Raw genomic sequence first — 23,979 nt, forward strand, 5'->3', positions numbered from 1 at the left:
GCCGGACGCACTATGCGGTCTTGACGTGTCTCAAGACAAACCGCGCTGCGCATAATGGGCTTTCACCGCGCATGCTAGCGACAGGAGAGTTTTGATGCCCCGCTCCGTACTGGACGAATCCCATATCCACCCCGCCATTCGCGAGAAGGTGACAAACCATCAGCAGGACATCGTCAAGGAAGTGCAGGCAGCCGTTGCCAGCCACGCCGTGGTGGTGGTCGGCATGGGTATCAACCCGATGCCGAAACGTGCGCGCAAGGCGCTGGACGCGGCCGGTGTGGCCTACCAGTACCTGGAGTACGGCAACTACCTGAACACCTGGCGCAAACGCAATGCGCTGAAGATGTGGACCGGCTGGCCCACATTTCCGATGGTGTTCATCAAAGGCACATTGGTCGGCGGTGCGACCGATGTTGAGAAACTGATCGCCAGCGGCGAGCTGAAGACCTTGCTGGCCTAGAGTTCGTCGCCGACGATTCAGACGCTCCAGGCCTTACTTCGCAGCAGGCGCAGCAGGAGGCACCTTCTTGCCATCCTTATGGTGGCCCTCACGCCAGCGCTCCATCTGTTTGCCCATGCGGGCGTGCTCGGCGTCCATCACCTTCTTCTGCTCGTCTGTCAGCGTGGCGTAGAAGGTCTTGACGGCCTGGTCACGCTGGTCCGCTGCGGCTTGGCGATCTGCGTGGTGCTTGGCGCGCAGTTCGCGCATCTTGTCGATGCGCTCAGGCGTGCTGAGCTTGTCGAATGCCGCACGGTCGGGGCGGTCCATCGTGCGGGCTTGCGGCTTCATCGCACCGGTGAACGTGGTCCAGGCGCCCTCCTGGGCGGGCGTGATTTTCAGGCGGGTCTTCAGATCGGCCAGATGCTTGGCATGCATGGCCTCCATCTTGGCAGGGTCCATACGACCGTGGCCCATGCGGTGCATGGGGGGGTGGTCGCCGGGGGGCGCAGCAGGCGGTGTGGTTTGGGCCAGTACGGAAAATCCAGCGCCCATCAACAAGGCACTGAGCGTAGTTTTCGCGAGGAGCGAGTGGAATACCGGTTTCATGGTGTCATCCTTTAGGTTATGCGCCGGGGCTGAGAAGAGACTCTTCCGCCTTGGCCGCAGGTGTAATGTGATCCTCACGTGTATAGCCCGCATGGCGCAGTGACAAGCCTTTGTAAAGATGCGCAACTGTCGGTTCGCGACAACAAGGGAACAACAAGGACAATACGCAGCTTTTGCGCTTCGAAATGTTTGCGGGACAGACCTTTAGCTCTGTCCCCAACCGATCGAGTTTTGCGGGGCAGATTTTCAATCTCTGCCCCAACTGATTAAAGGTTTGCGTGTGTTCAAGAATTTGATGGTGTACCGGTTGGCGTCCGCATGGACGGTGGGTGTGGAGCAACTGGAGGCGGCGCTGGAAGCCGCGCGGTTTGTGGAGTGCGGTTCGTTACAGGACAAGTCGGTGGGCTGGATCACCCCGCGCGGTGAAGAAGGCGGCCCGCTGGTGGAAGTGGTCGGTGGCCAATGGATCCTGCGCCTGATGGTCGAGACCAAGGCCGTGCCGGGCTCAGTGGTCAAACGCAAGGTGGAGCAGCAGATCGAGCAGATCGAAGCGACAACCGGTCGCAAACCGGGCCGCAAGGAAACCCGCGATTTGAAGGACGATGCGCGCATGGCGCTGTTGCCACTGGCGTTTTCGCGCCAGTCGGCGGTCTGGGTCTGGATTGACCCCAAGGCGAAGTTGCTTTTGCTGGATGCCGGCAGCCAGGCGCGTGCCGATGAAGTGATCACTGCGCTGGTCAAGGCGATTGATGGTCTGGCGATGCAGCTGGTGCAGACCGAGATGTCGCCCGCCGCGGCCATGTCGCTGTGGCTGTCTACCGGCGATGCACCGGTCAGTTTCACGGTGGACCAGGAATGCGAACTGAAGGCCGTCGATGCGTCGCGCGCAGTGGTGCGCTACACGCGCCATCCGCTCGATGGGGAAGAGATACCGAAGCACATTGAGACTGGCAAGGTGCCAACGCGCCTCGCGCTGAGCTGGGCTGAAAGCGTGTCGTTTGTGTTGACCGATGCGCTCACTATCAAGAAGATTGCGTTTCTGGATGGCGCGGTGGACGACGTCAGCGCCAAAGGCGACCGTGCGGATGACCGCTTTGATGCCGATGTGGCAATTGCGACTGGGGAGTTGCGCAAATTGTTGCCGGCTTTGCTCGAAGCGCTGGGCGGTGAGACGCCTCTGGTTTCGGCATGAAATAGGCCTACAGGGCGCATGGAATGTGCGTAAGCAGCTACTATTTTTGTAGCAAGCTTGCGCCTCAGCGCTCTGCCTTAACCCGGCAGGTGCTCAGGCCCAGCACGCTGTAAATGGCGCACCAGCCGACCAGCGCGCTGGCGATCAACGCCAGGCCACCGGCCAGCCCTAGCAGGCCGACGACATTGAAGACATAGAGGCCGACCAGCGCCAAGCCGACGATGCCGCGTGCGATGCGGTCCAGGTTTGATGTGTTATGTGTCATGGCAGTTCCCATTATCGGCCTGCGAGATCGTCCAGTATCGGGCACTCGGGTCGCTCATCCCCGTGGCAGTGCTCCAGCAGTGTGCTGAGCGTTCGCTGCATGCTTTGCATCGCCTCGATACGTTCGGTGAGTTCGTCCACATGCCTTTGCGCAATCTTTTTCACGCTGCTGCTGGTGCGGCGGCGGTTTTGCCACAGCCCCACCAGTTCGCCAATCTCGGCCATCGAGAAACCCAGGTCGCGGCAGCGTTTGATGAACCGCAGGGTGTGCACGTCGGCGTCGCTGTACAGGCGGTAGCCGCTGTCGGTGCGCAGCACGGCACCCATCAGGCCCAGCGACTCGTAATGCCGCAGCATCTTGGCGGAGACACCGCTTTGCCGCGCTGCCTCACCAATGGTGACTGGCGCACCAGATACGGCGGCTGGCTTAGACTGCAACGGCATAGCCTTCTTCGGCAATCGCTTGGGTCAGTGTTTCACGCGGCTGCGCAGACTCGACTTCCACCGTGTTCTGGCTGCGGTCGATCTTTACGTGGGCTTGCGGGTCGACCTCCTGAACAGCGCGGGTGACAGACATCTCGCAGTGGCCGCAGGTCATACCGGTAACGGTAAAGGTTTGGTGCATCGAAGCTCCTTGTGTGGTGTGTGATGATCGGCATTGTGAACCTTGCCATCGTGGGAAGGTCAAGGGCCTTATATTTGCTTGACCTTCCCATAAGGGCAAGGTTTAAGCTTCATCCATGACTGCCGTAACCACCATGACCCCCGCGCCCACCACCATTGACATCGGCATTGGCGGCATGACCTGCGCGTCCTGCGTTTTCCGTGTTGAAAAGGCGCTGAAGAAGGTGCCCGGCGTGGACGGTGCCACGGTGAATCTGGCCACCGAGTCGGCCCGCGTGCTGGTGCATGACGCCGGCATCGAGGCGCGACTGCGCCGCGCGGTGCGTGATGCGGGCTATGAGCCACGTGCGTCCGATGCAGCGATGCAGCCGCAAGACGCATCCCCCTGGGTTGGCTTTGCGCCGGTGGGCGTCGGTATTGCGCTATCGGCACCGCTGGTATTGCCCATGGTGGGCGATTGGTTCGGTCAGCACTGGATGCTGCCTGCGCTATGGCAATTCCTGTTGGCAACGCCAGTGCAATTCGTGCTCGGTGCGCGCTTTTACAAAGCCGGTTGGCATGCGCTCAGAGCCTTCAGCGGCAATATGGATTTGCTGGTAGCGATTGGCACCACGGCCGGGTGGGCGCTATCGATGTGGCTTTGGCTGAATGCAGAACCGGGCGCGATGGTGCATCTGTATTTCGAAAGCTCGGCAGTGGTGGTAACGCTGGTGCTTCTGGGCAAATGGCTGGAGGCACGCACCAAGCGGCAGACCACGTCCGCCATTCGTGCCCTGCATGCGTTGCGGCCGGAGATTGCGCATCTGTTGCGCGGCGCCAAGGAAATGGATGTGCCGGTCGCGGAAGTGCTGGTGGGTGATACGCTGGTGGTCAAACCCGGTGAGCGTTTTCCGGTCGACGGAAAAGTGCTGGAAGGGCAAACGCAGGTCGATGAATCCATGCTCACGGGTGAATCCGTGCCGGTCGCCAAGACGGTAGGCGCTGCGCTAACAGGTGGCGCGATCAACGGCGATGGCCGTATCGTGATGCAGGTGCTGGCGGTGGGCGCCGAGACGGTGCTGTCCCACATCATCCGCCTCGTCGAAGACGCGCAGGCCGCCAAGGCGCCATTGCAACGCATGGTCGACCAGGTGAGCGCGGTGTTTGTGCCCGTGGTGCTGGTGCTGGCTGTGATCACCGGTGTGGCGTGGTGGTTCACCGGTGCATCGGTGGAAATAGCGTTGATCCATGCGGTCGCGGTGCTGGTGATTGCCTGCCCGTGCGCGCTCGGGCTGGCCACGCCCGCAGCCATCATGGCAGGCACCGGCGTCGCCGCGAAGCACGGCATTTTGATCAAGGATGCGCAGGCACTGGAGCTGGCGCACAAGGTCGATGTCGTTGCGTTCGACAAGACCGGTACGCTGACCGTGGGGCAGCCGCGCCTAACGGCGCTGGTGGCGGCAGCCGGTGTGTCGGACGATGATGCGCTGCGCCTCGCCGCCAGCCTGCAAAGCGGGAGTGAACACCCGTTGGCCCGCGCGATGCTGGAAGCGGCCAAGGCGCGCAACTTGACGCCTGATGCGGCTGCCAGCGTGCAAGCGGTACCCGGCTACGGTTTGGAGGGTTCGGTGCAAGGCCGCCAACTGTTGATGGGCAGCTTGCGCTGGATGGCGCAATTGAACGTACCTATGGCGGCATTGCAGGCGCGCGCGGACGCGCTGCAGGCAGAAGGCGCCACCGTGTCGGCGCTGGCTGAGCGCAGCAGCACCGGCTTGCAACTGTTGGCGCTGATGGCCTTTGCCGATACACCCAAGGAGGGCGTCCGTGAAGCACTTGACGCTTTGCGCGCGCGTGGCATCCGGGTTGTGATGATCTCCGGCGACAACCGGGGCGCGGCAGAAGCGATGGCGCTGCGCGTGGGTTTGCGGCCAGACCAGGGGGAGGTGATGGCCGAGGTGTTGCCAGGAGACAAGGCCGCCAAAGTCCTTGCGTTGAAAGCAGGAGGTCATACCGTCGCAATGGTGGGCGATGGCGTCAACGATGCGCCAGCACTGGCGGCAGCGGACGTGGGCATGGCGATGTCCAACCCCTGGGGTGGCGGCGCCGATGTAGCGCTGCATGCGGCGGGCGTCACGCTGATGCGCGGCGAAGTTCGCCTGGTCGGTGCGGCGCTGGATATCTCTGCGCGCACGGTCGCAAAGATCCGGCAAAACCTGTTTTGGGCGTTCTTCTACAACGTGGTCGGCATCCCGCTGGCGGCGTTTGGTTTGCTGAGCCCGGTGGTCGCTGGTGCGGCGATGGCATTGAGTTCGGTCAGTGTGATCAGCAATGCGCTGCTGTTGAAACGCTGGACGCCACGATGAGCGAATCGCAAGACACGCAGCCATCTCCGTCGCTGTGGGGTTTGGCATTTGCGCTGGCGCTGGGTGCCGCCGTGTCGCTGGGCATCACGCGCTTTGCCTACGGCCTGCTGTTGCCGCCGATGCGTGCCGATCTGGGTTGGAGCTACACGCTGGCGGGTGGCATGAACACGGCCAATGCATTGGGTTATTTCATTGGCGCACTGGCAACGCCCGCCTTGATGCGGCGCTTTGGGCCGTCGCGCTTGCTGTGGATAGGCGCCTTGCTGTCCAGTGTGTTCATGGCCTTGAGCGGCTTCTTTGTCGACGCTGCGCCGTTGTTGTTGCAGCGTCTGTTGGCGGGCATTGCCAGTGCGCTGGTGTTTGTCGCCGGTGGCTTGCTGGCGGCACGGCTTGGCGCGCGCGACCCGCAGCGCTCGGGCCTGTTGCTGGGCGTGTATTACAGCGGCACGGGGCTGGGTATCGTGGCGTCGGCACTGGTGGTGCCCTGGTTGCTGGAGATCACCGCAGACCAGTTGCATGGCTGGCGTTGGTCATGGTGGGCGTTGGCGGCTCTGAGTGCAGCAGCTACCGCCGTGCTGCTATGGCCCGCGCGCGTGATGCAGGCCTGGGCCGTGCCGCAAGCCACGCTGGGCCAGGCCGAGCGGCAGTTTGCCTGGCGTGACTTTGGGTTTGGCCTCGCGTCATACACACTGTTTGGCATGGGCTATATCGGCTACATGACTTTCGTCGTGGCGCTGTTGCGCGCGCAGGGCAGCTCGGCGCTGGTGGTGACCGTGTTCTATGGTTTGTTGGGGCTGGCGGTGATGGCGTCCAGCCGCATCTGGGCGCGCTTGCTGGATAAGTACCGCGGCGGGCAGGCGATGGCTTTGCTCAATGTGCTGCTGGGCGTGGCAACCCTGCTACCTGCGCTGACACACAACGCCTGGATCGTGATGGCGTCGGGTGTGTTGTTTGGCGGTGTTTTTTTGTCCGTGGTCGCATCGACCACCGCGTTGGTGCGCCACAACCTGCCACCCGCTGCATGGGCCGCAGGCATCAGCGCGTTCACGGTGGCCTTCGCCGCTGGCCAGATCATCGGCCCGACCATCGTCGGCTGGATCGCCGATGGAGCGGGCGGGTTGGAGCGAGGCCTGGTGTTTTCTGCTTGCGCGCTGTGGATTGCGGCGCTCTTGGCTATGAAGCAAAAAGCGCTGTAATGCCCGCAGAATGTGCGTAAGCAGCTATCAAAATAGTAGCGATCGGTTGTTGGCGTTCAGCTAGGCCGGCCCGATCGGCGCTGTTCGCGAAGCGCTGTCAGACCGGGTGGCTCTGACCGAAACCAGAACCATTGGGTGTCGGTTCCACCGTTTCTGAGGATGAATTGCGCAAGCGTCGCCTCGAAGACGATGACGATCAGCAATAGCCCGAAGAGCACGGCAACACCGAAGACACAATACGTGAGCACCGTTGCCAGTGGCAATTGCGGTGCGAGCTGGGAGCCCGCGACGCCAGCCAATCCGCCAAGCAGGACAACGGCCAACAGTGCCTTGCCAATGGCGATCCATTTCAAGCTACGAGTGCCCATGTGGTTTTCCTTGTGCATATCAACTGCGGAGATTCTGCTCGTTACCTGTTGCAGTGCATATCCCCCAAATGGGGGATATGGAGAGTTGGCTTACTTGAGCAAACCTTCTGCCTTCATCGCCGCTTGCACCGCAGGGCGTGCAGCGACGCGGTCGCGCCAGGTCAGCAGATTGGCGAAGGCCGAGATGTCCAAGCCAACGTGCTTGGCCCAGTTGGTCACGGTGAACAGGTAGCCGTCAGCAACCGTGAATGTCTTGCCCATCAGGTAGTCCTTGCCGGCCAGTTCACCGTCGACCCATTTGAGGCGGCTGTTCAGTTTGGCAGAGGACGTGGCGCGGGTCTCGGCCGGGGTGTCTGGGCTGAACAGCGGCGAGAAGGTTTTGTGGACTTCCGTGCCGATAAAGGTGAGCCATTCCTGCAGCTTGTAGCGCTCGATGGTGCCGTTGGCGGGGGCCAGGTTTTTCTCGGGCACCAGGTCGGCGATGTACTGGACGATGGCCGGGCCTTCGCGCAGGCGCACGCCGTTGTCCAGCTCCAAGAGCGGCACATAGCCCAGCGGGTTGACGGCGTAGTAGTCGCCGCCATCGGGCAGTTTGTGGGTCTTGGTGGGCGCTGACACAGTCTCGAAGGTCAGGCCGGCTTCATGCAGCGCGATATGAGGAGACAGCGAGCAGGCGCCAGCGGAGTAATAGAGTTTCATGGTGGGCTATCCGTAGAGAGATGAGGAGTGCGCATGCTACTGCGATCTGCAAAAATTTGCTGGCAGCAACTCAGGCCGCTGCACGTACCAACTCGGCCGCCTTCTCCGCAATCATGATGGTCGGCGCGTTGGTGTTGCCGGTGACCAGATTCGGCATGATGGACGCATCGACCACGCGCAGGCCTTGGAGGCCGTGCACCTTCAGCGACGCGTCGACCACGGCCATCGTGTCTGATGCCGGGCCCATCTTGCAGGTGCCGACGGGGTGGTACTCAGTGTCGGAGTTGTTGCGCAGGAAAGCTTCGATCTGCGCAGGGTTGTTGCGTTCAATTGGATAGAGCATCTTGCCGCGGAAGCCATTGAGCGCCGGGCCTTCCATGATGTCGTGGCCCAGCTGCGTGCCCTTGATCAGGCGCGCCATGTCGTCGGGGTCTTTCAGGAACGCCGGGTCGATCAGCGGTGCATCGGTGGGCTTGGCGCTGGCCAATGTCACCGAGCCGCGGCTCTTGGGGCGCATCAGCGTGACGTGCAGCGTGAACCCATGGCCCAGATGCTGTTTGCGCGTGTGGTCGTCGATGATGCCCACGCACATCGCGAGCTGGATGTCCGGATGTTCGTTGTTGCCGTCCGTGGCAATGAAACCCTGGGTTTCCGAGACGCTGGAGGTCAGCATGCCGGTGCGCTTGTTGCGCCACTCGAAGATCGCCTTGATCATCGCCCAGCCACCGCGCAGCGAGAGACCAAACGACGCATCGATGCGCGAGGTGCGGTAGATCAGGCAGGTGGTGATGTGGTCTTGCAGGTTTTTGCCGACACCGGGGAGGTCATGTTGCACCGCGATGCCGTGCTGTTGCAGATGGGCAGCGGGGCCGATGCCCGAGAGCATCAACAGCTGCGGCGAGCCGTAGGCGCCGCCACTGAGGATCACTTCGCGTTTGGCACGCACTTGTAGCGTCTGCCCGCCTTGCAGGTATTCCACTCCGGTGGCCCGCTTGCCCTCGAGCAGCACGCGGCTGGCATGGGCGTCGGTGATGACAGTGAGATTGGGTCGGCCCAGGTTCGGCGTGATGTAGGCCTTGGCCGCGCTGCAGCGCTCGCCGTTGATCTGTGTGACTTGGCCTTTGGAGATGCCGTACTGCATGGCACCGTTGTAGTCCGGATTGGTGGGGATGCCTTTGTCGTTGCAGGCTTTGATAAACGCCTCATTGACCGGGCTGGGGCTGCGCAAATAGGCGACGTTCAGCGGGCCGCCCGTGCCGCGGTATTCGGTGGCACCAAAGCATTCGTTGTTCTCGGCCTTCTTGAACAGTGGCAACACATCGGCATAGCTCCAGCCGGAATTGCCCAATGCCGCCCAGCCGTCGTAATCGTTGCGGTTGCCGCGGGTATAGACCATCGCGTTGATCGAGCTGCTGCCACCCATCACCTTGCCGCGCGGCTGGTAGCCCTTGCGGCCATGGAAAGCCGCTTGCGGCACGGTCTCGTAGCTCCAGTTGGCCTGGCCGGTCTGCGCCATCAGTGCGATGCCCAGCGGGCAGTGGATCAGTACCGAGCTGTCGGTGGGACCGGCTTCCAACAGTGCAACCGAGACATTGGGGTCTTCGCTCAGGCGACTCGCCATCACGCAGCCCGCCGAACCAGCGCCGACTACGACGTAGTCAAATTCTTGCAAACTCATAGGAAGCCCTTGCTAGTCAGTTGGGGACAGGGCTAAAGATCTGTCCCGCAAAGTTCTTACTTCGTCAAAAAATCAAGGTACTTGGTCGCGAACTTGCCGTACGGCGGCCACAGGAACTTGATCGCGCTGAACGTTGCCTGGTACATCACAGGGCGCATCTTGGAGAAAGTGATGAAGCCTTCAAAGCCGTGGTAATGGCCCATGCCGGACTCGCCTACGCCACCGAACGGCATGTCGTGCTGGCCGGTGTGCAGCACGATGTCGTTGACGGTCACGCCGCCGGACATCACACGTTGCAGCAGGTCGTGGATCAGGCTCTTGTTGTTGCTGAACGGGTAGAACGCCAGTGGCCGTGGGCCGGCGTTGATGGTGTTGACCACCTCATCGATCGAGGTATACGGAATCACCGGCAACACAGGGCCAAAAATTTCGCGCGTGCGCAGTTCGCAATCGGCAGGGGCGTTGAGCACAATGTGCGGCGCGATCTTGCGGGTCGCTGCGTCCCAGGGCTTGCCCGGGATCAGCTGCACCAGGGTCGCGCCACGTGACTGCGCTTCTTCCAGCGCGCGGGTGATGCGGTTGAATGCACGGTCGTCGATGACTGAGGTGAAATCCGGGCTGTCCAGGGTGGGGTAGCGGGTCGATACCAGAGTCTTGGCGGTGGCAACAAAGGCGTCCACCTTGGCGGTGGGCACAAACATATGGTCGGCCGTCGTGCAGATTTGTCCGGCGTTGAAATACTTGAAGAAGGTAATGCGCTCAGTCGCCTTTTGCAACGGGAAGTCATCGCAGACCAGCGCGGGTGCCTTGCCGCCCAGTTCCAGCGTGACGGGGCACAGATTCGCGGAGGCCGCAGCCATCACGGCGCGGCCGGTGGTGCCAGAGCCGGTAAACAGGATGTGGTCGAACTTCAGCTTGGAGAACTCGATGCCGACACCGCCAGTTTCGTCAAAAAATGCCAGCTTGTCTTTGGGGAAGTAGGCCGGCGATTTTTCAATTAGCAGCTTGGCCAGATGGCGCGAGTTCTCCGACATCTTGACCATGCAGCGATTGCCGGCCGCGAACGCGGAGGTCAGACCGCCGAAGCACAAAAAGATCGGGAAGTTCCACGGCACGATGTGACCGACCACGCCCAGCGGCTGCGGGATCACGCGGTTGCTGGCTCCGAAGAAGTTTTTTAGATCAATGCTGCGGCGTTGTGGCTTCATCCACTTTTTCAGTTGGCCGATCGCATGGTCGACACCGTCGATCACACCGAAGACTTCGGCGAACAGTGTCTCGTGTTTGGAGCGGTTGCCATAGTCGGCGCTGATCGCGTCCAGGATGGCTTCGCGGTTTTCGCGGATGAAGCGTTGCAGCGTGCGCAGGTCCGCCTTGCGCTCGGCCAGGCTGGGGTAGGGGTGTGCCAGGTAGGCGGCGCGTTGCAGCTTGAGCGTGGCTTCCAGATCGTTGCGGACAGCGTCGATGGGGGTTGCGGAGTGCAGGGGGATTGCGGACATGGCGTCACCTTTCAAAATAGCTTGGGGGATAGGTCTTTGGTTCTGTCCCCAATGGATCAGGGCGAATAGTACGCTCGTGCGGAAATTTTGCTATCCGTATTGGCCCGAGGTAACGTGAAATCAGTTTTGGTAACTGCTGTCCGTGCGGTCGAGCTTGCGGATCAGCGCAGGCCAGACAAAGGCGCCACCGAGTCCGCCGGTCTGTACCCGCATCGCTTCGGCCACGCCTTTGACGATTAGCGGGTTGACCTGCGTGAGCTCACCACCGGCCTGCGCGCTGAGCTGGATCTGGCAGGTGGCCTCGAACGTGTACATCGCCAGGAAGGCGTCGGCAATCGTCTTGCCCACGGTCAGCAAGCCGTGGTTGCGCAGCATCAGGAAATTGGCGTTACCGAGGTCCGCTTGCAGGCGCGGTTTCTCTTCGTCGCGGAAGGCGACGCCTTCGTATTCATGAAAGGCGAGAGACGCAAGTACGAAGGTGGACTGCTGGCTGATGGGCAGGATGCCGCACTTTTGCGCACTGACGGCCACGCCTGCGCGCGTGTGGGTGTGCAACACACAACCGGCGTCTTCGCGCACTTCGTGCACCGCGCTGTGGATCACAAAGCCGGCCGGGTTGACGTTGAAGGGTGATTCAATCAGCTTGTTGCATTGCTGGTCGACTTTGACCAGGCTGGACGCCGTGATCTCGTCGAACATCAGCCCATAAGGATTGATCAGGAAGTGGTGCTGGGGGCCGGGGATGCGCGCACTGATGTGGGTGAACACCAGATCGCTCCAGCCGTACATCGCGACCAGCCGGTAGGCCGCAGCCAGGTCAACGCGCAGTTGCCATTCTTCGGGGCTGACTTTGCCTTTGAGGGAGGGGATGTTCATGCCTTGGTTTCCAGTGCGTCGGTTTTGTAGATGGTGTTGCGGGGCTGGGCCAGCACGCGGCGGACCATGGGCTCGAACTCGCTGATCGGCAGCGTTTCGGCTTTAGCGTCGAATGCTGGATCGTCGTACAGCGCGATGAATTCTTCGGTGCGCGCGTAGTGCGCGTGGCCCTTGAACATGTCGCGCATGTTGCGGTTCATGCCAATGTGGTGGAAGAAGTTGTAGCCCTGGAAGATGCCGTGGTTCTGCACCATCCAGTGGTTGGCGTCAGATACAAAGGGTTTGAGGATTGCGGCGGCAATATCAGGATGGTTGAACGTGCCCAGCGTGTCGCCGATGTCATGGAGCAGTGCGCACACCACGTATTCCTCATCACGCCCGTCGCGCAGTGCACGGGTCGCGGTTTGCAGGCAATGGCTGTAACGGTCAATCGGAAATCCGCCGTAGTCACCGTCCAGCAGTTTCAAATGCGCGAGCACGCGGTCGGGCAGGGTCTTGGTGAACTGCATGAATTCACCGCCGATGACTTGCCAGTCTTGTTGGGTGCTGTCCTGCATGCGGGTGAAGTTGGCGCGGGCGTTCATGGGGCTCTTTCCTTCGAAAAGTTTTCCCTAGCGTAGCGCTGCTGGTTGCCTTGGCGTGTCATGCAATGGACAGGCTAGGGTAAACACTTGTAGTTTTTGGGTGTGAGTACGGGCTACCGCTCTGGGCCATGCTACTGCTTGATCTGGCATGTTGGGTACTCCCCTCAGCGGATGTCCCCCGGCCTTCGGCCTCCTCCTTGATTCCGCCCAGGGAAGCACCCAACCCACCTGATCTGAAACGGTGTTGGCGCGCTTACGTCCGCGAGTCACGACTTCGAGCTGAGGGCGTGGAGTTGGCCTCATTGCGAAATCAAGGAGGAGGGCCCTCACGGCCCGGGGGACATTCGCTTTGAGGCTTACCCCGTGCCCTCAGCGGGCAAACGAAATGTCTTAGGCAGACAAACGCGAACCAGCCCACAACACCTGATCAATCACAGCCTGAACCTGAGCCTTATGACCATCAGACTTCAATGTGCCGTCGTCATTGAAGGCTTCACTAGCCCGACCCAAAGCAAACTGCTTGGGTGTGACCCAGCACTGCAGGTTGTGCATCAATGGTTGCAAATGGGACAGTGAACGCAGTCCGCCCAGGGCTCCGTTGGACGCGGACAGCAGCCCAACAATCTTGCCTGCCAATGGATCGCGACCGCCCCAAACCGGGTGGCCCTTGACCGGGCTGCTGGCCCAGTCGATCGTGTTTTTTAACAGGCCGGTGTAGCTCGCGTTGTACTCGGGCGAGACGATGATCCAGGCCGGATGCGCGTCCATGATGTCTTTCAGGCGCATCACATCGGCCGGCGTGCCTTGGGCTTCCAGGTCGGCGTTGTACAGCGGGATGTCCAGCGTGGACAGTTCCAGATGGGTCACTTCAGCGCCAGAAGCGCGGGCAAGGGTGGCGGTTGCGGCGGCCAGGCGGCGGTTGAAGGAGTGCTGGCGGGTGCTGCCCGCGAAGATCAGGAGTTTGGTCATGCGCCTATTGTCGCCAATCCATACCCTTAGTGATTGCCCAAAAATGAGGCAGCCGGTAAAATCGCCGGTTATCTCCCATCTGGCGCGCCACCTGCTGTCATCGGCGCGCCCACAAGAACACCATGCTGTATCCAGAACATTTCGATGTCATCGTCGTTGGCGGTGGCCATGCCGGAACCGAGGCCGCGTTGGCCGCGGCACGCATGGGCGCCAAGACCCTGCTGCTGTCGCACAACATCGAGACGTTGGGGCAGATGAGCTGCAACCCCTCTATCGGCGGTATTGGCAAAGGCCACCTCGTCAAAGAAGTGGATGCGATGGGCGGTGCGATGGCGCTGGCCACCGACGAGGCAGGCATCCAGTTCCGCATTCTCAATTCCAGCAAGGGCCCGGCCGTGCGCGCCACCCGTGCGCAGGCCGACCGCATTCTGTACAAGGCGGCGATCCGCCGCATGCTGGAGAACCAGCCCAACCTGCAATTGTTCCAGCAGGCGGTGGACGACCTGATCATCGAAGGCGACCGCGTGGTCGGCGCCGTCACACAGGTAGGTATCCAATTCCGCTCCAAGACCGTGGTGCTGACTGCCGGTACCTTCCTCGACGGCAAGATCCATGTGGGCCTGAACAACTACGCGGCGGGCCGGGCAGGGGATCCGCCTGCGGTGACTTTGTCCGCGCGGCTGAAAGAACTAAAGCTGCCGCAAGGCCGGTTGAAGACCGGTACGCCGCCGCGCATCGATGGCCGCACGATTGATTTCTCCAAATGCATTGAGCAGCCCGGCGACGGTACGCCCGGCGGCATGAGCCCGGTGATGCCGGTGTTCAGTTTCATGGGTCGGGTCGATATGCACCCCCGCCAGGTGCCGTGCTGGATCACCCACACCAACGAACGCACCCACGACATCATCCGCTCCGGCTTCGACCGCAGCCCGATGTTCATGGGCAAGATCGAAGGCGTAGGCCCGCGCTATTGCCCGAGTGTCGAAGACAAGATCAACCGCTTTGCCGACAAGGACAGCCACCAGATTTTCCTGGAACCCGAAGGCCTGACCACGCACGAGATCTACCCGAACGGCATCTCGACCAGCCTGCCGTTCGACATTCAGTACGACCTGGTGCGTTCGATGGCCGGCATGGAAAACGCCCACATCCTGCGCCCCGGCTACGCCATCGAGTACGACTACTTTGACCCGCGCTCCCTGAAGAGCAGCTTCGAAACCCGCCAAGTCAGCGGCCTGTTCTTCGCTGGGCAGATCAACGGCACGACCGGCTACGAAGAGGCGGCGGCCCAAGGCATGTTCGCCGGTATCAACGCCGCGCTGCAATGCCGTGGCGACGAAGCTTGGCTGCCGGGCCGGGACGAAGCCTATCTGGGTGTGCTGGTGGACGACCTGATTACCAAGGGCGTGACCGAGCCGTACCGCATGTTCACCAGCCGCGCCGAGTTCCGCCTGCAGCTGCGCGAAGACAATGCCGACGCCCGCCTGACCGAAACCGGCCGCAAGCTGGGGCTGGTGGACGACGCCCGCTGGGACGCTTTCTGCCGCAAGCGCGATGCTGTTTCACGTGAAACAGAACGCCTGCGCGGCATCTGGGTGAACCCGAATAACCTGCCCGCCACCGAGTCGGCCCGGGTTTTGGGCAAGGCGATCGAGCATGAATACAACCTCGGCGACCTGCTGCGTCGACCTGATGTGGACTACGCCGGGTTGATGTCTTTGGATGGCGGCAAATACGCGAACCGGGATTTGCCGGCAGTTGGTGCTGCCGATGTTCCACGTGAAACAGCGGATACCGCTGGTTTGGCGCAGGACGTTTTCGTCGCTGCCGTGATCGAGCAGGTTGAGATTGCCGCCAAATACTCCGGTTACATTACCCGCCAAAAGGACGAAGTCGAACGTGCCGCCCATTATGAAAATCTGCGGTTGCCCGCCGAGCTGGACTACATGCAAGTCACGGCGCTGAGCATCGAGGCGCGCCAGCGCCTGAGCAAACAGCGGCCGGAAACCCTGGGGCAGGCGTCCCGCATGTCGGGCATCACGCCCGCGACAATCTCGCTTTTGCTGATCCATCTGAAGAAGGGCAACTTCCGCGGATTCACCGACAAGGTGGAAGCACAGGCGGAGCTGCAAGCGTGACGCATCCTTTGCGGGCGGGGCTGGACAAAGGTCTGGCCGAACTGGGCTTGCCCCTGTCTGAAGCCCAGGCCCAACAACTATTGGACTACGTAGACCTGATCCAGAAATGGACCAAGGTCTACAACCTGACGGCTGTCCGCGACCCGGCGGAAATGCTGACACACCATTTGCTGGACAGTTTGGCGGTCATTGCGCCGTTGCGTCGGCAAGCCGCTGTTGGCCAGATTCGGTTGCTCGATGTGGGTTCCGGCGCCGGGCTTCCGGGTGCGGTAATCGCCATTTGCTGCCCGGACATCACCGTGCATTGCGTGGACACGGTTGCCAAAAAGGCGGCGTTTATCCAGCAGGTAGCGGTCAGTCTGAAGCTACCCAATCTGCGAGGCATCCATGCCCGCGTCGAAAACCTGACCGACAAATACCAGGTTGTCAGCTCCCGCGCCTTTGCGTCGTTGGTCGATTTCACGACTTGGTCGGTCGGGGCGTTGGGGGAGCAGGGTGTCTGGATGGGGATGAAGGGCAAGCATCCGGCGGATGAGATTGCCGCGTTGCCCCCAGCCGTGGAAGTGTTTCACGTGGAACAACTGGCGGTGCCGGGGTTGGATGCGGAGCGGTGCATTGTTTGGATGCGCCGGACTTCGGCAGTCTGAACTTCCTTTTTCGCCTGCGTCCCTTCTGGATCAGGCGTGTCGGGTACTCCTTTTCGTACGTGTCCCCCGCGGCCGTGAGGGCCGCTCCTCCTTGACCTCCCGAAAAGGAGCACCCAACCCACCTGATCTTTGGCTGTGCTGGCAAGCCAGTGACCCTAACTTCCCTTCGCTCGACGCTCATTAGCAGCAGGTGTGGTGTGTGCGTTTTGCGCAGGTCAAGGAGGAGGGGCCCTCACGGCCCCGGGGGACACGGAGCAAAACGCATACGCCGCGACTGATGCGTACGAGCGAAGTGCCTTAAAAGCAGGTGAGCATTACAAAACCGGACCGCCAAAAATCCAACGTAAACTCACCCCCTTCCCCTGAAAGAAACCACCCATGCTCGGCGTCACCGATTACGGCACTTTTGTCATCACAGTCATCGTGTTCCTGGCCATTCCCGGCCCGGGCAATTTGGCCTTGGTGACATCGACCAGCAAAGGCGGAATTGCGGGCGGACTGGCTGCTACGCTGGGTGTGATCCTTGGCGATCAGGTGCTAATGTGGTCGGCGGTCGCCGGTGTCGCCGCCTTACTGGCTGCCTATCCGGATGCCTTCCATGCGGTGCAGTGGTTGGGTGCGATCTACCTGGCCTGGTTGGGCATCAAAATGATTCTGGCCAAACCCGGTGCGGCGCCGGTTCTCAATATCAAGGCCGGCCACTACCTGCGCCAGGCGCTGATGATCACCTTGCTGAACCCCAAGGCCATCCTGTTCTATATGGCCTTCTTCCCGCTGTTCGTGGACCCGGCCAAGCAGCAAGGTTTGGTGACTTACGGATTCATGGCCGCGACGATTGCTTTCTTGACTTTCCTCTATGGATTGGGCGCCACCTTGTTGACCCACTTCCTGGCGGAGCGCGTGCGCGCCAACCCGATGATTGGTCGCGTGCTGGAGAAGGTCGCCGGATTTTTCCTGGTGGGCTTTGGCGTCAAGCTGGCGCTTTCCCGCTAAGCAGCTGTTCCACGTGAAACACGCCGCCCACGCTATTTACTTTTCCTCTCACTAGACCCCATGGCCAAAATCTTCTGTGTTGCCAACCAAAAAGGTGGCGTTGGCAAAACCACTACCACCGTGAACCTCGCGGCAGGTTTGGCCAAGGTTGGTCAGCGCGTGCTGATGATTGACCTGGACCCGCAGGGCAATGCGACCATGGGTTCGGGTGTGGACAAGCGCAAGCTGGAGCTGACCGTGTATGACGTGCTGCTCGAGTCGGCGTCGATCGCCGAAGCCCGTGCGCAGAGCGACAAGCTCAAAGAAGGCGGCTGCAGCTACGACATCCTCGGCGCGAACCGCGAACTCGCTGGCGCCGAAGTGGAGCTGGTGGAAGTGGAGCGGCGCGAGAAGCGCCTGAAGCTGGCCCTTGCCGAGGTCGATTCCGAATACGACTTTGTGTTGATCGACTGCCCGCCATCACTGTCGATGCTGACGCTGAACGGCCTGTGCTGCGCGCACGGCGTGATCGTTCCCATGCAGTGCGAATACTTTGCGCTGGAAGGCCTGACCGATCTCGTCAACACCATCAAGCAGGTCAAGGCAAATCTCAACGATGACCTGCAAATCATCGGCCTGCTGCGCGTGATGTTCGACCCGCGTATTACCTTGCAGCAGAACGTCAGCGACCAGCTCAAAGCGCACTTTGGCGACAAGGTGTTTGACTCGGTGATCCCGCGCAATGTGCGCTTGGCCGAAGCGCCTAGTTATGGCGTGCCGGGCGTGGTGTTTGACCCCAACTCCAAGGGTGCGCAGGCATTTGTGGCCTTTGCCGAAGAGATGGTGGCGCGCATCAAGAACATGTGATTTACCAGGCAAAATGGCCTGTAACCCGCATAGATATTGCGTAAGCAGCTACTGAATTTATAGCAACCCGTGACTACACTTGCACCCCGCAACGTCCTGATCCTGCCCGGCTGGCAGAACTCTGGCGACGCCCATTGGCAAAGCCGCTGGGAGGCGCTGCATGGCTACACGCGTGTGCAGCAGCACGACTGGATGCAGCCCTTGCGCGGTGACTGGATGGCGCAGCTCGAAGAATATGTGCTGGCCGCTGATGGGCCCGTGGTGCTGGTCGCGCACAGTCTGGGCTGCATGCTGACCGCCGCATGGGCCGAACACTCCGGCAATACGCACAAGGTGAAAGCCGCGCTGCTGGTCGCACCGGGAGACCCTGAGCGCGAAGAGTTGCGCGCAGCATTGAAAAGTTGGTCGCCGGTGGTGAAGCAACGCTTGCCGTTTGCGGCGCAACTATTGGGCAGCACCAACGACCCTTATTGCGGCTTCACCCGTGCGCAAGAGTTTGCTGCGATGTGGGGCGCCGAGTTTGTGGACTATGGCGCATGCGGCCATATCAACGGCGAATCAGGATTGGGCGACTGGCCCGATGGACACGACAGATTGCAGGCGCTGATCGCGCGCGATGAAAGCATTTTGAAACAGAACAACTCGCCGCCGGGCCGCCCCAAGGCGAGTTAGCCCCCTTGGGGGCAGCGACCCGCGCAGCGGCGGAGCGTGGGGGCAACATACATAAAGGAATAAGAACATGGTCACGAAGAAACCCAAGGGTTTGGGAATGGGATTGGAAGCGCTGCTGGGGCCCAAGGTCAAAGACGCGCCTGCCGCAGACGCAACGCCCGCAAACCCGGGCCAGCCCAGCACGCTGATGCTGGCCGACATGGTGGCCGGTGTGTACCAGCCGCGCACGCGGATGGACGAGGGCGCCTTGTACGAGCTGGCCGAGAGCATCAAGGCGCAGGGCATCATGCAGCCCATCCTCGTGCGCAAGCTGGACGACAAGGATGCTGCCAAACACATAGGTGACGGCAAGAAGCGCGCGATCTACGAAATCATCGCCGGTGAGCGCCGTTTCCGCGCCGCCAAGCTGGCGGGCCTGGACAGCGTGCCGGTGCTGGTACGCGATGTGCCCAACGAAGCCGCTGCGGCGATGGCGCTGATCGAGAATATCCAGCGTGAAGACCTGAACCCGCTGGAAGAAGCGCAGGGTCTGCAACGCCTGATCAAGGAGTTTGGCCTGACGCATGAGACTGCCGCACAAGCCGTGGGCCGTTCGCGCAGTGCAGCGTCCAATCTGCTGCGCCTGCTGAATCTGGCCGACCCGGTGCAGACCATGCTGATGGCCGGTGACATTGACATGGGCCACGCGCGCGCGCTGCTCGCATTGGATCGTGCGACACAGATCACCGCGGCGAACCAGATCGCCACCAAGAAGCTGTCGGTGCGCGAAGCAGAGAGTCTGGTGAAGAAACTCAGTGCCGAGTTTTCGCTGACGCCTCAAAAGCCACCCAAGGAAAAATCACGCGACTTGAAGCGCGTCGAAGAAGAACTCTCCGACCTGTTGATGGCGCAAGTGGACGTGCATATCAAGAAGCGCGTCAAACGCAATGGCCGCATGGAAGAGATGGGCGAGCTGGTCATCCAGTTCGGTTCGCTCGATGAGCTCAACGGCCTGATTGAGCGCCTGTCGCCCGGCGCGAGTCGCTGATTTTCAACTTTCAATCGCTATAAAAATGAGAGTTGCTTGCGCACATACCACGGGCGCCAGCGGCTCTTTTTATGTCTAACCCATTGCGCCGTTTCAACCCCGCCTGCTGGCCCTGGCCGTTGCCAGCCATCGTGGCCTGGGTGCTGTGCTGGACGCTGTTTCGTGCGCTGTGGGAGCAGGGCGTGGCCTTGCAATGGTCGCTGGCGCTGGCCAGTGCGTTGGGCGTGTTGCTGAGTCTGTGGGGCAAGAGTTGGTGGCGCCGTGGCCTCACAGCCGCTGGCTTTCCGGTGTCGTTGGCGCTGACCTTGGGGCTGCTGGGCGGGAGCGCCGTACCGGCCTGGGCTTGGCTGTTGCCGCTTGGCCTGTTGCTGCTGGTGTATCCGATGAATGCCTGGCGCGATGCGCCGCTGTTTCCGACGCCGCTGGATGCGCTGACGGACTTGCCACAACACGCGCCTTTGGCCGATGGCGCCCGTGTGCTGGACGCGGGCTGCGGCCTGGGCCACGGCTTGCAGGCTTTGCGCCGCGCGTATCCGCAGGCGCAATTGCATGGCCTGGAGTTTTCCTGGCCTTTGCGCTTTCTATGCGCCCTACGCTGCCCCTGGGCGCGTGTGCGTCAGGGCGACATCTGGAAGGCTGACTGGTCTTCCTATGACATGGTCTACCTGTTCCAACGGCCGGAGAGCATGGAGCGCGCGGCGCAAAAGGCGGCGCGTGAGCTGCGCCCGGGCGCCTGGATGGTCAGTCTGGAGTTTGAGGCCACCACGCTGCAAGCTACTAGCCACTTCACCGCACCTGGTGGCAAAATGGTGTGGCTGTATCAAGCACCACTTCGGGCGCACAGCAAAGGAGCCCCATGAACGCGAGCGAACCTGTATTTGCCTATTCCGCATCCGACGCATTGCATGCCAATCAGGTCATCGTCATGGCGATGGCATCGTTGTCGGAGATGCGCGAGTCTGATACCGAGAGTCACATCGTGCGGGTGCAAGGTTATGTGCATGCCTTGACCGATCACATGCGGACCTTGCCTGCATTCGAGTCGGTACTGACGGACGACTTCTGCAAAACCCTGAGCCGTAGCGTGCCGGCATACGACCTGGGGACGATTGCCATTCCGGACCGTATCTTGCTCAAGCCTGGTCGCTTGACCCCAGCGGAAATCACCATCATGCGGACCCATACCACCCTGGGCCATGCGGCGATTGTGCGTGCCGAAAAGACGTTGGGGAAAACAACCCCATTGCTTGAAATCGCCAAGGAAATTACGTTGTCTCACCAGGAGAAGTGGGATGGAAGCGGTTACCCGCATGGCATTTTTGGCGACCAGATTCCTTTGTCCGCCCGTATCGTTGCGCTTGCAGACGTTTACGACGCGCTGATTACCAGCAAGGTTTACAAGGTCGGCATGAGCCATGAAGCTGCTGTGGGTGTGATTTCGAGTGAGCGCGGTGCGCACTTCGACCCCGATGTCGTGGATGCCTTCATTCACGTCAAGGAAACCTTTGCCGAAATCGCCAAGCGCCATGCCGATACCGATGAGGACATGCAGCAAAAGATCGAATACTTGGCCAACGCGATTGCCGAAATCGCCGAGCTTTGAGTCGGCGGCTGTAAATCAGCGTTAGCGCTTCCATCCTTGCGCGCGCGCCGCGCGCTCGGCGTCGGCATTGAGTGCGTCTCCCGAAATCCGCTGATCCACCGCATCCAGTACCGCACGGGGCAGGGCGCTGCTGGCCTGGCGCATGTTCGCGTCAGTTGATGTGCCAGCCGCGGCGTCCACAGATGCCAGATGCTGTACCGCCCATTGTCCGCCGTCCTGGCAGGCCAGCCCGGCGACTTGGCCGGTGCTGAAGGTGCGGCAATACTGACCGCGCTTGTCGACAAAACTCAGTTGCACATTGACCGGGCCGCCGCTGCGGTTGTCATTGGCCAGTTGTGTGGCAAGCGATTTCTCAATCGCACCGCCCGCCATCAGCTTGCCGTCCTGCAACCCCATATCGCCATTGCCGATAGAGGGTTTGAACTGGGAACCCATCATGACGCCCAGCACCACACTGGCCGCCATGCCGCCCCACTGGGCCCAGGAGGAAAATGCCTTGCGCGGCGCAGGGACAAGTTGCTCTTGAAGGCCAGCCAGCAATTCTTTTTCGGCGCGTGCGGCGCGCAGGTCCGTTACGTTGACACTTGCAACGGAGGGCTCGCGCAGCAATGCGCTTAAGCGATCCGGAATGGGCTCGTCCAGCACCGGCGCAAACGCGGCGGCGAGGCGATCGCGCTGCCGCGTGATGGCTTCCAGACGCTGCAGCAGGGCATCGTCATTCGTCAGAGCGGCTTCGAGTTGGTTGCTCTGGCTGGCATCCAGTTCGCCATCGGCAAAAGCAGTCAGCGTGCTGTCACTCCAGTTCATATGCGTGCTCCCGTGGGGCCGGCCAGAATGGCTTGCAAGGCATCGCGTGCGCGGGCCAGGCGGCTGGTCAGTGTGCCGATCGGAATGCCCAGTACGTCGGCCGCTTCCTTGTAAGGCAGGCCTTCGACCAGTACCAGACCAACGACGGCGCGCTGCTCGTCGTTCAGCTGCGCCACCGCCTTGCGCACCGCGATCGCATCGATCTGCGCATCGGTGGGGTTCACGCCCACGTGCTCTCCGGCCTCTTCTCCGACAAAGGTTTGCGCGCGGCGTTCGCGTGCGCGGCTCTCATCTATCCAGGCGTTTTGCATGATTCGAAACATCCAGCTGTCCAGTCGTGTGCCGGGTTGCCACTGGTGGGAATGCGTCAGGGCGCGCTCCACGGCGATTTGCACCAGGTCGTCGGCATCTTCCTGATTGCGCGCAAGCGTGCGACCAAACCGCCGCAGGCGCGGTAGCAAGGCGGCAATGTCATTGCGCACAGTCGGTGAAAGGTCTGCCATCTATTTAAGGTACAACGCTTGAAGCAGGGATTTTCTTCCCGGTGGTGCTCGTTATCATCGCATGCACATGCCATTTTCCCCTTCTGCGGCCCTTTTGGGGCTGCGTTTGCGATTGCAATTCCCGTTGCAACGCCTATTGCGCCGGCTCGTTCGCATGGCCGCCTGGTTGGGCTTGGCCGGGTTGCTCTGGGCGCCGCCGGCTTACGCGCAATTGGGTGGGGGCCGGATCGGCTTGCCGTCACTGCCGCTTCCCACCCTGCCCCAGCTGCCCGTGCAGCAAACCCTGGACACGGCGCGCAACGCATTGCCGTTGCAACAACTTCGGCTGACGACGGTGCGCGAGCTGCTGCGCAAACATGCAGACGAATTGGAGGCCGATCCGGCGGGTGAACCCGTGCGCCGCAGCGAGCTGGTGCTGCTGTCGCCAACGCCCGCCGCCGTGGAGGCTGCGCTGGCGCTTGGCTTTGTGAAACTGCGCGAACAGTCGCTGCCCGAACTCGATTTGCACCAGGTCGTGTTGCGTCCCCCGGGCAACATGCCCACCGCGCGTGCGTTGAAAGTGCTGCGGGATCTGCAGCCGCAATTGGAAGTTGACTTCAACCATATCTATACGGCCAGTGGCGATACAGGCTCGGGCAGTGCCGCCGCTGCATCCACTGGGCCTATACGCGTCGGGCTGATAGACAGTGGCGTCGACGCGCAGCACGCTGCGTTGCAGCGCACGCAGTTGCACCCTTGGGGCTGCCAGGGTGCGCGCGTCCCTGGCGCGCATGGAACCACAGTGGCTTCCTTGTTAGTTGGGCAAGACCGCGCAAGCCAACCGGGTAGTGCCGTTCTCTACACCGCTGATATCTACTGCGACCAGCCCGCAGGCGGCTCGGCCGAAGACGTGGCCTCGGCGCTCGCATGGATGGCGCGTGAACGTGTGGGTGTTATCAACATCAGCCTGGTCGGGCCAATGAACCGCCTGCTGGAGCGCAGTGTGCAAGCCATGGTGCGCAAGGGCCATCTGCTGGTGGCGGCCGTGGGCAACGACGGGCCGGCCGCAGCGCCGCTGTATCCGGCGTCGTATGCGGGTGTTGTGGGCGTGACCGGGGTAACGAATTCGCAGCGCGTATTGCCCGAAGCCGCGCAGGGGCCGCAAGTCATGTTTGCTGCGCAAGGCGTGTATGCCAGCGCGGCCCAGATCGGGGGGGGGTCGCGCGCTGTTCGCGGTACTTCGTTTGCAGCGCCGCGGGTTGCGGCCTTGCTGGCGCGGCAGTTGCCCTACCCGGATGTGGCTGCAGCACAAGCGGCCGTCGCGCGTTTGGCTGCATCGACCCAGGACTTGGGAGCGCCGGGCCGCGATCCGGTGTACGGCTGGGGGCTGGTCGGCGCAGACAAGCAGTAAGTGCCTCGCTCCAG

At 61.6% G+C, this 23,979-nt stretch carries 26 protein-coding genes; 13 read left to right on the forward strand and 13 right to left on the reverse strand.

Annotated elements, in window-relative coordinates:
* The first annotated feature begins 94 nt into the window (after nucleotides 1–94).
* Nucleotides 95–460, forward strand: a complete 366-nt coding sequence (locus tag AC1DV6_RS07620; protein WP_477976706.1) for a glutaredoxin domain-containing protein — start codon at nucleotides 95–97, stop codon at nucleotides 458–460.
* A gap of 33 nt (nucleotides 461–493) precedes the next feature.
* On the opposite strand, the gene AC1DV6_RS07625 is transcribed toward AC1DV6_RS07620, so the two are convergent.
* Nucleotides 494–1,048: a Spy/CpxP family protein refolding chaperone gene (locus AC1DV6_RS07625; RefSeq protein ID WP_477976708.1), complete on the reverse strand. Its 555-nt coding sequence runs from the start codon at nucleotides 1,046–1,048 to the stop codon at nucleotides 494–496.
* 280 nt (nucleotides 1,049–1,328) lie between these two features.
* On the opposite strand from AC1DV6_RS07625, the gene AC1DV6_RS07630 reads away from it, so the two are divergent.
* Nucleotides 1,329–2,240, forward strand: a complete 912-nt coding sequence (locus AC1DV6_RS07630) for a recombination-associated protein RdgC (protein ID WP_477976710.1) — start codon at nucleotides 1,329–1,331, stop codon at nucleotides 2,238–2,240.
* A gap of 64 nt (nucleotides 2,241–2,304) precedes the next feature.
* On the opposite strand, the gene AC1DV6_RS07635 is transcribed toward AC1DV6_RS07630, so the two are convergent.
* From AC1DV6_RS07635 to AC1DV6_RS07645, 3 genes are read right to left on the reverse strand one after another with little or no spacing between them, the layout of a single operon-like run.
* Nucleotides 2,305–2,505, reverse strand: a complete 201-nt coding sequence (locus AC1DV6_RS07635; RefSeq protein WP_477976712.1) for a YgaP family membrane protein — start codon at nucleotides 2,503–2,505, stop codon at nucleotides 2,305–2,307.
* Nucleotides 2,506–2,516: 11 nt separating this feature from the next.
* A complete protein-coding gene (gene cueR, locus AC1DV6_RS07640) occupies nucleotides 2,517–2,948 on the reverse strand; it encodes a Cu(I)-responsive transcriptional regulator (protein WP_477976714.1) in 432 nt (143 codons plus the stop codon).
* Nucleotides 2,932–3,129 carry a heavy-metal-associated domain-containing protein gene (locus AC1DV6_RS07645; RefSeq protein WP_477976716.1) on the reverse strand — a complete coding sequence of 66 codons (198 nt, stop codon included), beginning with the start codon at nucleotides 3,127–3,129 and terminating at the stop codon, nucleotides 2,932–2,934. The genes cueR and AC1DV6_RS07645 overlap by 17 nt, the downstream gene beginning before the upstream one ends.
* A 115-nt stretch (nucleotides 3,130–3,244) precedes the next feature.
* Here AC1DV6_RS07645 and AC1DV6_RS07650 point away from each other — a divergent pair, with 115 nt between their 5' ends.
* Together AC1DV6_RS07650 and AC1DV6_RS07655 are read left to right on the forward strand one after the other, a co-directional pair.
* The gene (locus AC1DV6_RS07650) at nucleotides 3,245–5,470 is read left to right on the forward strand and encodes a heavy metal translocating P-type ATPase (RefSeq protein ID WP_477976718.1); all 2,226 of its coding nucleotides are present in this window, start codon (nucleotides 3,245–3,247) and stop codon (nucleotides 5,468–5,470) included.
* The gene (locus AC1DV6_RS07655; RefSeq protein ID WP_477976720.1) at nucleotides 5,467–6,666 is read left to right on the forward strand and encodes a YbfB/YjiJ family MFS transporter; all 1,200 of its coding nucleotides are present in this window, start codon (nucleotides 5,467–5,469) and stop codon (nucleotides 6,664–6,666) included. The genes AC1DV6_RS07650 and AC1DV6_RS07655 overlap by 4 nt, the downstream gene beginning before the upstream one ends.
* 56 nt (nucleotides 6,667–6,722) lie before the next feature.
* On the opposite strand, the gene AC1DV6_RS07660 is transcribed toward AC1DV6_RS07655, so the two are convergent.
* The 7 genes from AC1DV6_RS07660 to AC1DV6_RS07690 form a co-directional block, all read right to left on the reverse strand.
* Nucleotides 6,723–7,034 (reverse strand): hypothetical protein, encoded by a 312-nt coding sequence (locus AC1DV6_RS07660; RefSeq protein WP_477976722.1) that lies wholly within the window; start codon nucleotides 7,032–7,034, stop codon nucleotides 6,723–6,725.
* Between the two features lie 90 nt (nucleotides 7,035–7,124).
* The gene (gene gstA, locus AC1DV6_RS07665; RefSeq protein WP_477976724.1) at nucleotides 7,125–7,733 is read right to left on the reverse strand and encodes a glutathione transferase GstA; all 609 of its coding nucleotides are present in this window, start codon (nucleotides 7,731–7,733) and stop codon (nucleotides 7,125–7,127) included.
* A 70-nt stretch (nucleotides 7,734–7,803) separates the two neighbouring features.
* Nucleotides 7,804–9,411 (reverse strand): GMC family oxidoreductase, encoded by a 1,608-nt coding sequence (locus AC1DV6_RS07670; protein WP_477976726.1) that lies wholly within the window; start codon nucleotides 9,409–9,411, stop codon nucleotides 7,804–7,806.
* 56 nt (nucleotides 9,412–9,467) lie between these two features.
* Entirely contained in the window at nucleotides 9,468–10,910 is a 1,443-nt protein-coding gene (locus AC1DV6_RS07675) for a coniferyl aldehyde dehydrogenase (RefSeq protein WP_477976728.1), read from the reverse strand.
* Between the two features lie 120 nt (nucleotides 10,911–11,030).
* A complete protein-coding gene (locus tag AC1DV6_RS07680; protein WP_477976730.1) occupies nucleotides 11,031–11,786 on the reverse strand; it encodes a class II aldolase/adducin family protein in 756 nt (251 codons plus the stop codon).
* The gene (locus tag AC1DV6_RS07685) at nucleotides 11,783–12,370 is read right to left on the reverse strand and encodes an HD domain-containing protein (protein ID WP_477976732.1); all 588 of its coding nucleotides are present in this window, start codon (nucleotides 12,368–12,370) and stop codon (nucleotides 11,783–11,785) included. The genes AC1DV6_RS07680 and AC1DV6_RS07685 overlap by 4 nt, the downstream gene beginning before the upstream one ends.
* Nucleotides 12,371–12,760: 390 nt before the next feature.
* Nucleotides 12,761–13,339, reverse strand: a complete 579-nt coding sequence (locus AC1DV6_RS07690) for an NADPH-dependent FMN reductase (protein WP_477976734.1) — start codon at nucleotides 13,337–13,339, stop codon at nucleotides 12,761–12,763.
* 122 nt (nucleotides 13,340–13,461) lie between these two features.
* Between AC1DV6_RS07690 and mnmG the strand changes: the two genes are divergently transcribed.
* From mnmG to AC1DV6_RS07730, 8 genes are all read left to right on the forward strand, one after another.
* Nucleotides 13,462–15,477 (forward strand): tRNA uridine-5-carboxymethylaminomethyl(34) synthesis enzyme MnmG, encoded by a 2,016-nt coding sequence (mnmG, locus tag AC1DV6_RS07695; protein ID WP_477976736.1) that lies wholly within the window; start codon nucleotides 13,462–13,464, stop codon nucleotides 15,475–15,477.
* Entirely contained in the window at nucleotides 15,474–16,124 is a 651-nt protein-coding gene (rsmG, locus tag AC1DV6_RS07700; RefSeq protein WP_477976738.1) for a 16S rRNA (guanine(527)-N(7))-methyltransferase RsmG, read from the forward strand. The genes mnmG and rsmG overlap by 4 nt, the downstream gene beginning before the upstream one ends.
* Before the next feature lie 378 nt (nucleotides 16,125–16,502).
* A complete protein-coding gene (locus AC1DV6_RS07705; protein ID WP_477976740.1) occupies nucleotides 16,503–17,117 on the forward strand; it encodes a LysE family transporter in 615 nt (204 codons plus the stop codon).
* Between the two features lie 60 nt (nucleotides 17,118–17,177).
* Nucleotides 17,178–17,963 carry a ParA family protein gene (locus AC1DV6_RS07710; protein WP_477976742.1) on the forward strand — a complete coding sequence of 262 codons (786 nt, stop codon included), beginning with the start codon at nucleotides 17,178–17,180 and terminating at the stop codon, nucleotides 17,961–17,963.
* A gap of 69 nt (nucleotides 17,964–18,032) precedes the next feature.
* Nucleotides 18,033–18,635 carry an RBBP9/YdeN family alpha/beta hydrolase gene (locus AC1DV6_RS07715; RefSeq protein ID WP_477976744.1) on the forward strand — a complete coding sequence of 201 codons (603 nt, stop codon included), beginning with the start codon at nucleotides 18,033–18,035 and terminating at the stop codon, nucleotides 18,633–18,635.
* A 67-nt stretch (nucleotides 18,636–18,702) separates the two neighbouring features.
* On the forward strand, nucleotides 18,703–19,662 hold the full coding sequence (locus tag AC1DV6_RS07720; protein WP_477976746.1) for a ParB/RepB/Spo0J family partition protein: 960 nt from the start codon (nucleotides 18,703–18,705) through the stop codon (nucleotides 19,660–19,662).
* A gap of 71 nt (nucleotides 19,663–19,733) precedes the next feature.
* Nucleotides 19,734–20,522 (forward strand): class I SAM-dependent methyltransferase, encoded by a 789-nt coding sequence (locus tag AC1DV6_RS07725; protein ID WP_477976748.1) that lies wholly within the window; start codon nucleotides 19,734–19,736, stop codon nucleotides 20,520–20,522.
* Nucleotides 20,519–21,265 carry an HD-GYP domain-containing protein gene (locus AC1DV6_RS07730; RefSeq protein WP_477976750.1) on the forward strand — a complete coding sequence of 249 codons (747 nt, stop codon included), beginning with the start codon at nucleotides 20,519–20,521 and terminating at the stop codon, nucleotides 21,263–21,265. Before AC1DV6_RS07725 ends, AC1DV6_RS07730 begins: the two co-directional genes overlap by 4 nt.
* Nucleotides 21,266–21,286: 21 nt before the next feature.
* On the opposite strand, the gene AC1DV6_RS07735 is transcribed toward AC1DV6_RS07730, so the two are convergent.
* Complete coding sequence (locus AC1DV6_RS07735) at nucleotides 21,287–22,072, reverse strand: anti-sigma factor family protein (RefSeq protein ID WP_477976752.1); 786 nt, start codon at nucleotides 22,070–22,072, stop codon at nucleotides 21,287–21,289.
* A complete protein-coding gene (locus tag AC1DV6_RS07740) occupies nucleotides 22,069–22,575 on the reverse strand; it encodes a sigma-70 family RNA polymerase sigma factor (protein WP_477976754.1) in 507 nt (168 codons plus the stop codon). The genes AC1DV6_RS07735 and AC1DV6_RS07740 overlap by 4 nt, the downstream gene beginning before the upstream one ends.
* A 67-nt stretch (nucleotides 22,576–22,642) precedes the next feature.
* Between AC1DV6_RS07740 and AC1DV6_RS07745 the strand changes: the two genes are divergently transcribed.
* Nucleotides 22,643–23,965, forward strand: coding sequence for a S8 family serine peptidase (locus tag AC1DV6_RS07745; RefSeq protein WP_477976756.1), 1,323 nt, complete (start codon nucleotides 22,643–22,645; stop codon nucleotides 23,963–23,965).
* Nucleotides 23,966–23,979: the final 14 nt, after the last annotated feature.

It is taken from the genome of Rhodoferax sp. P2_H8_2 (genome assembly GCF_056403235.1).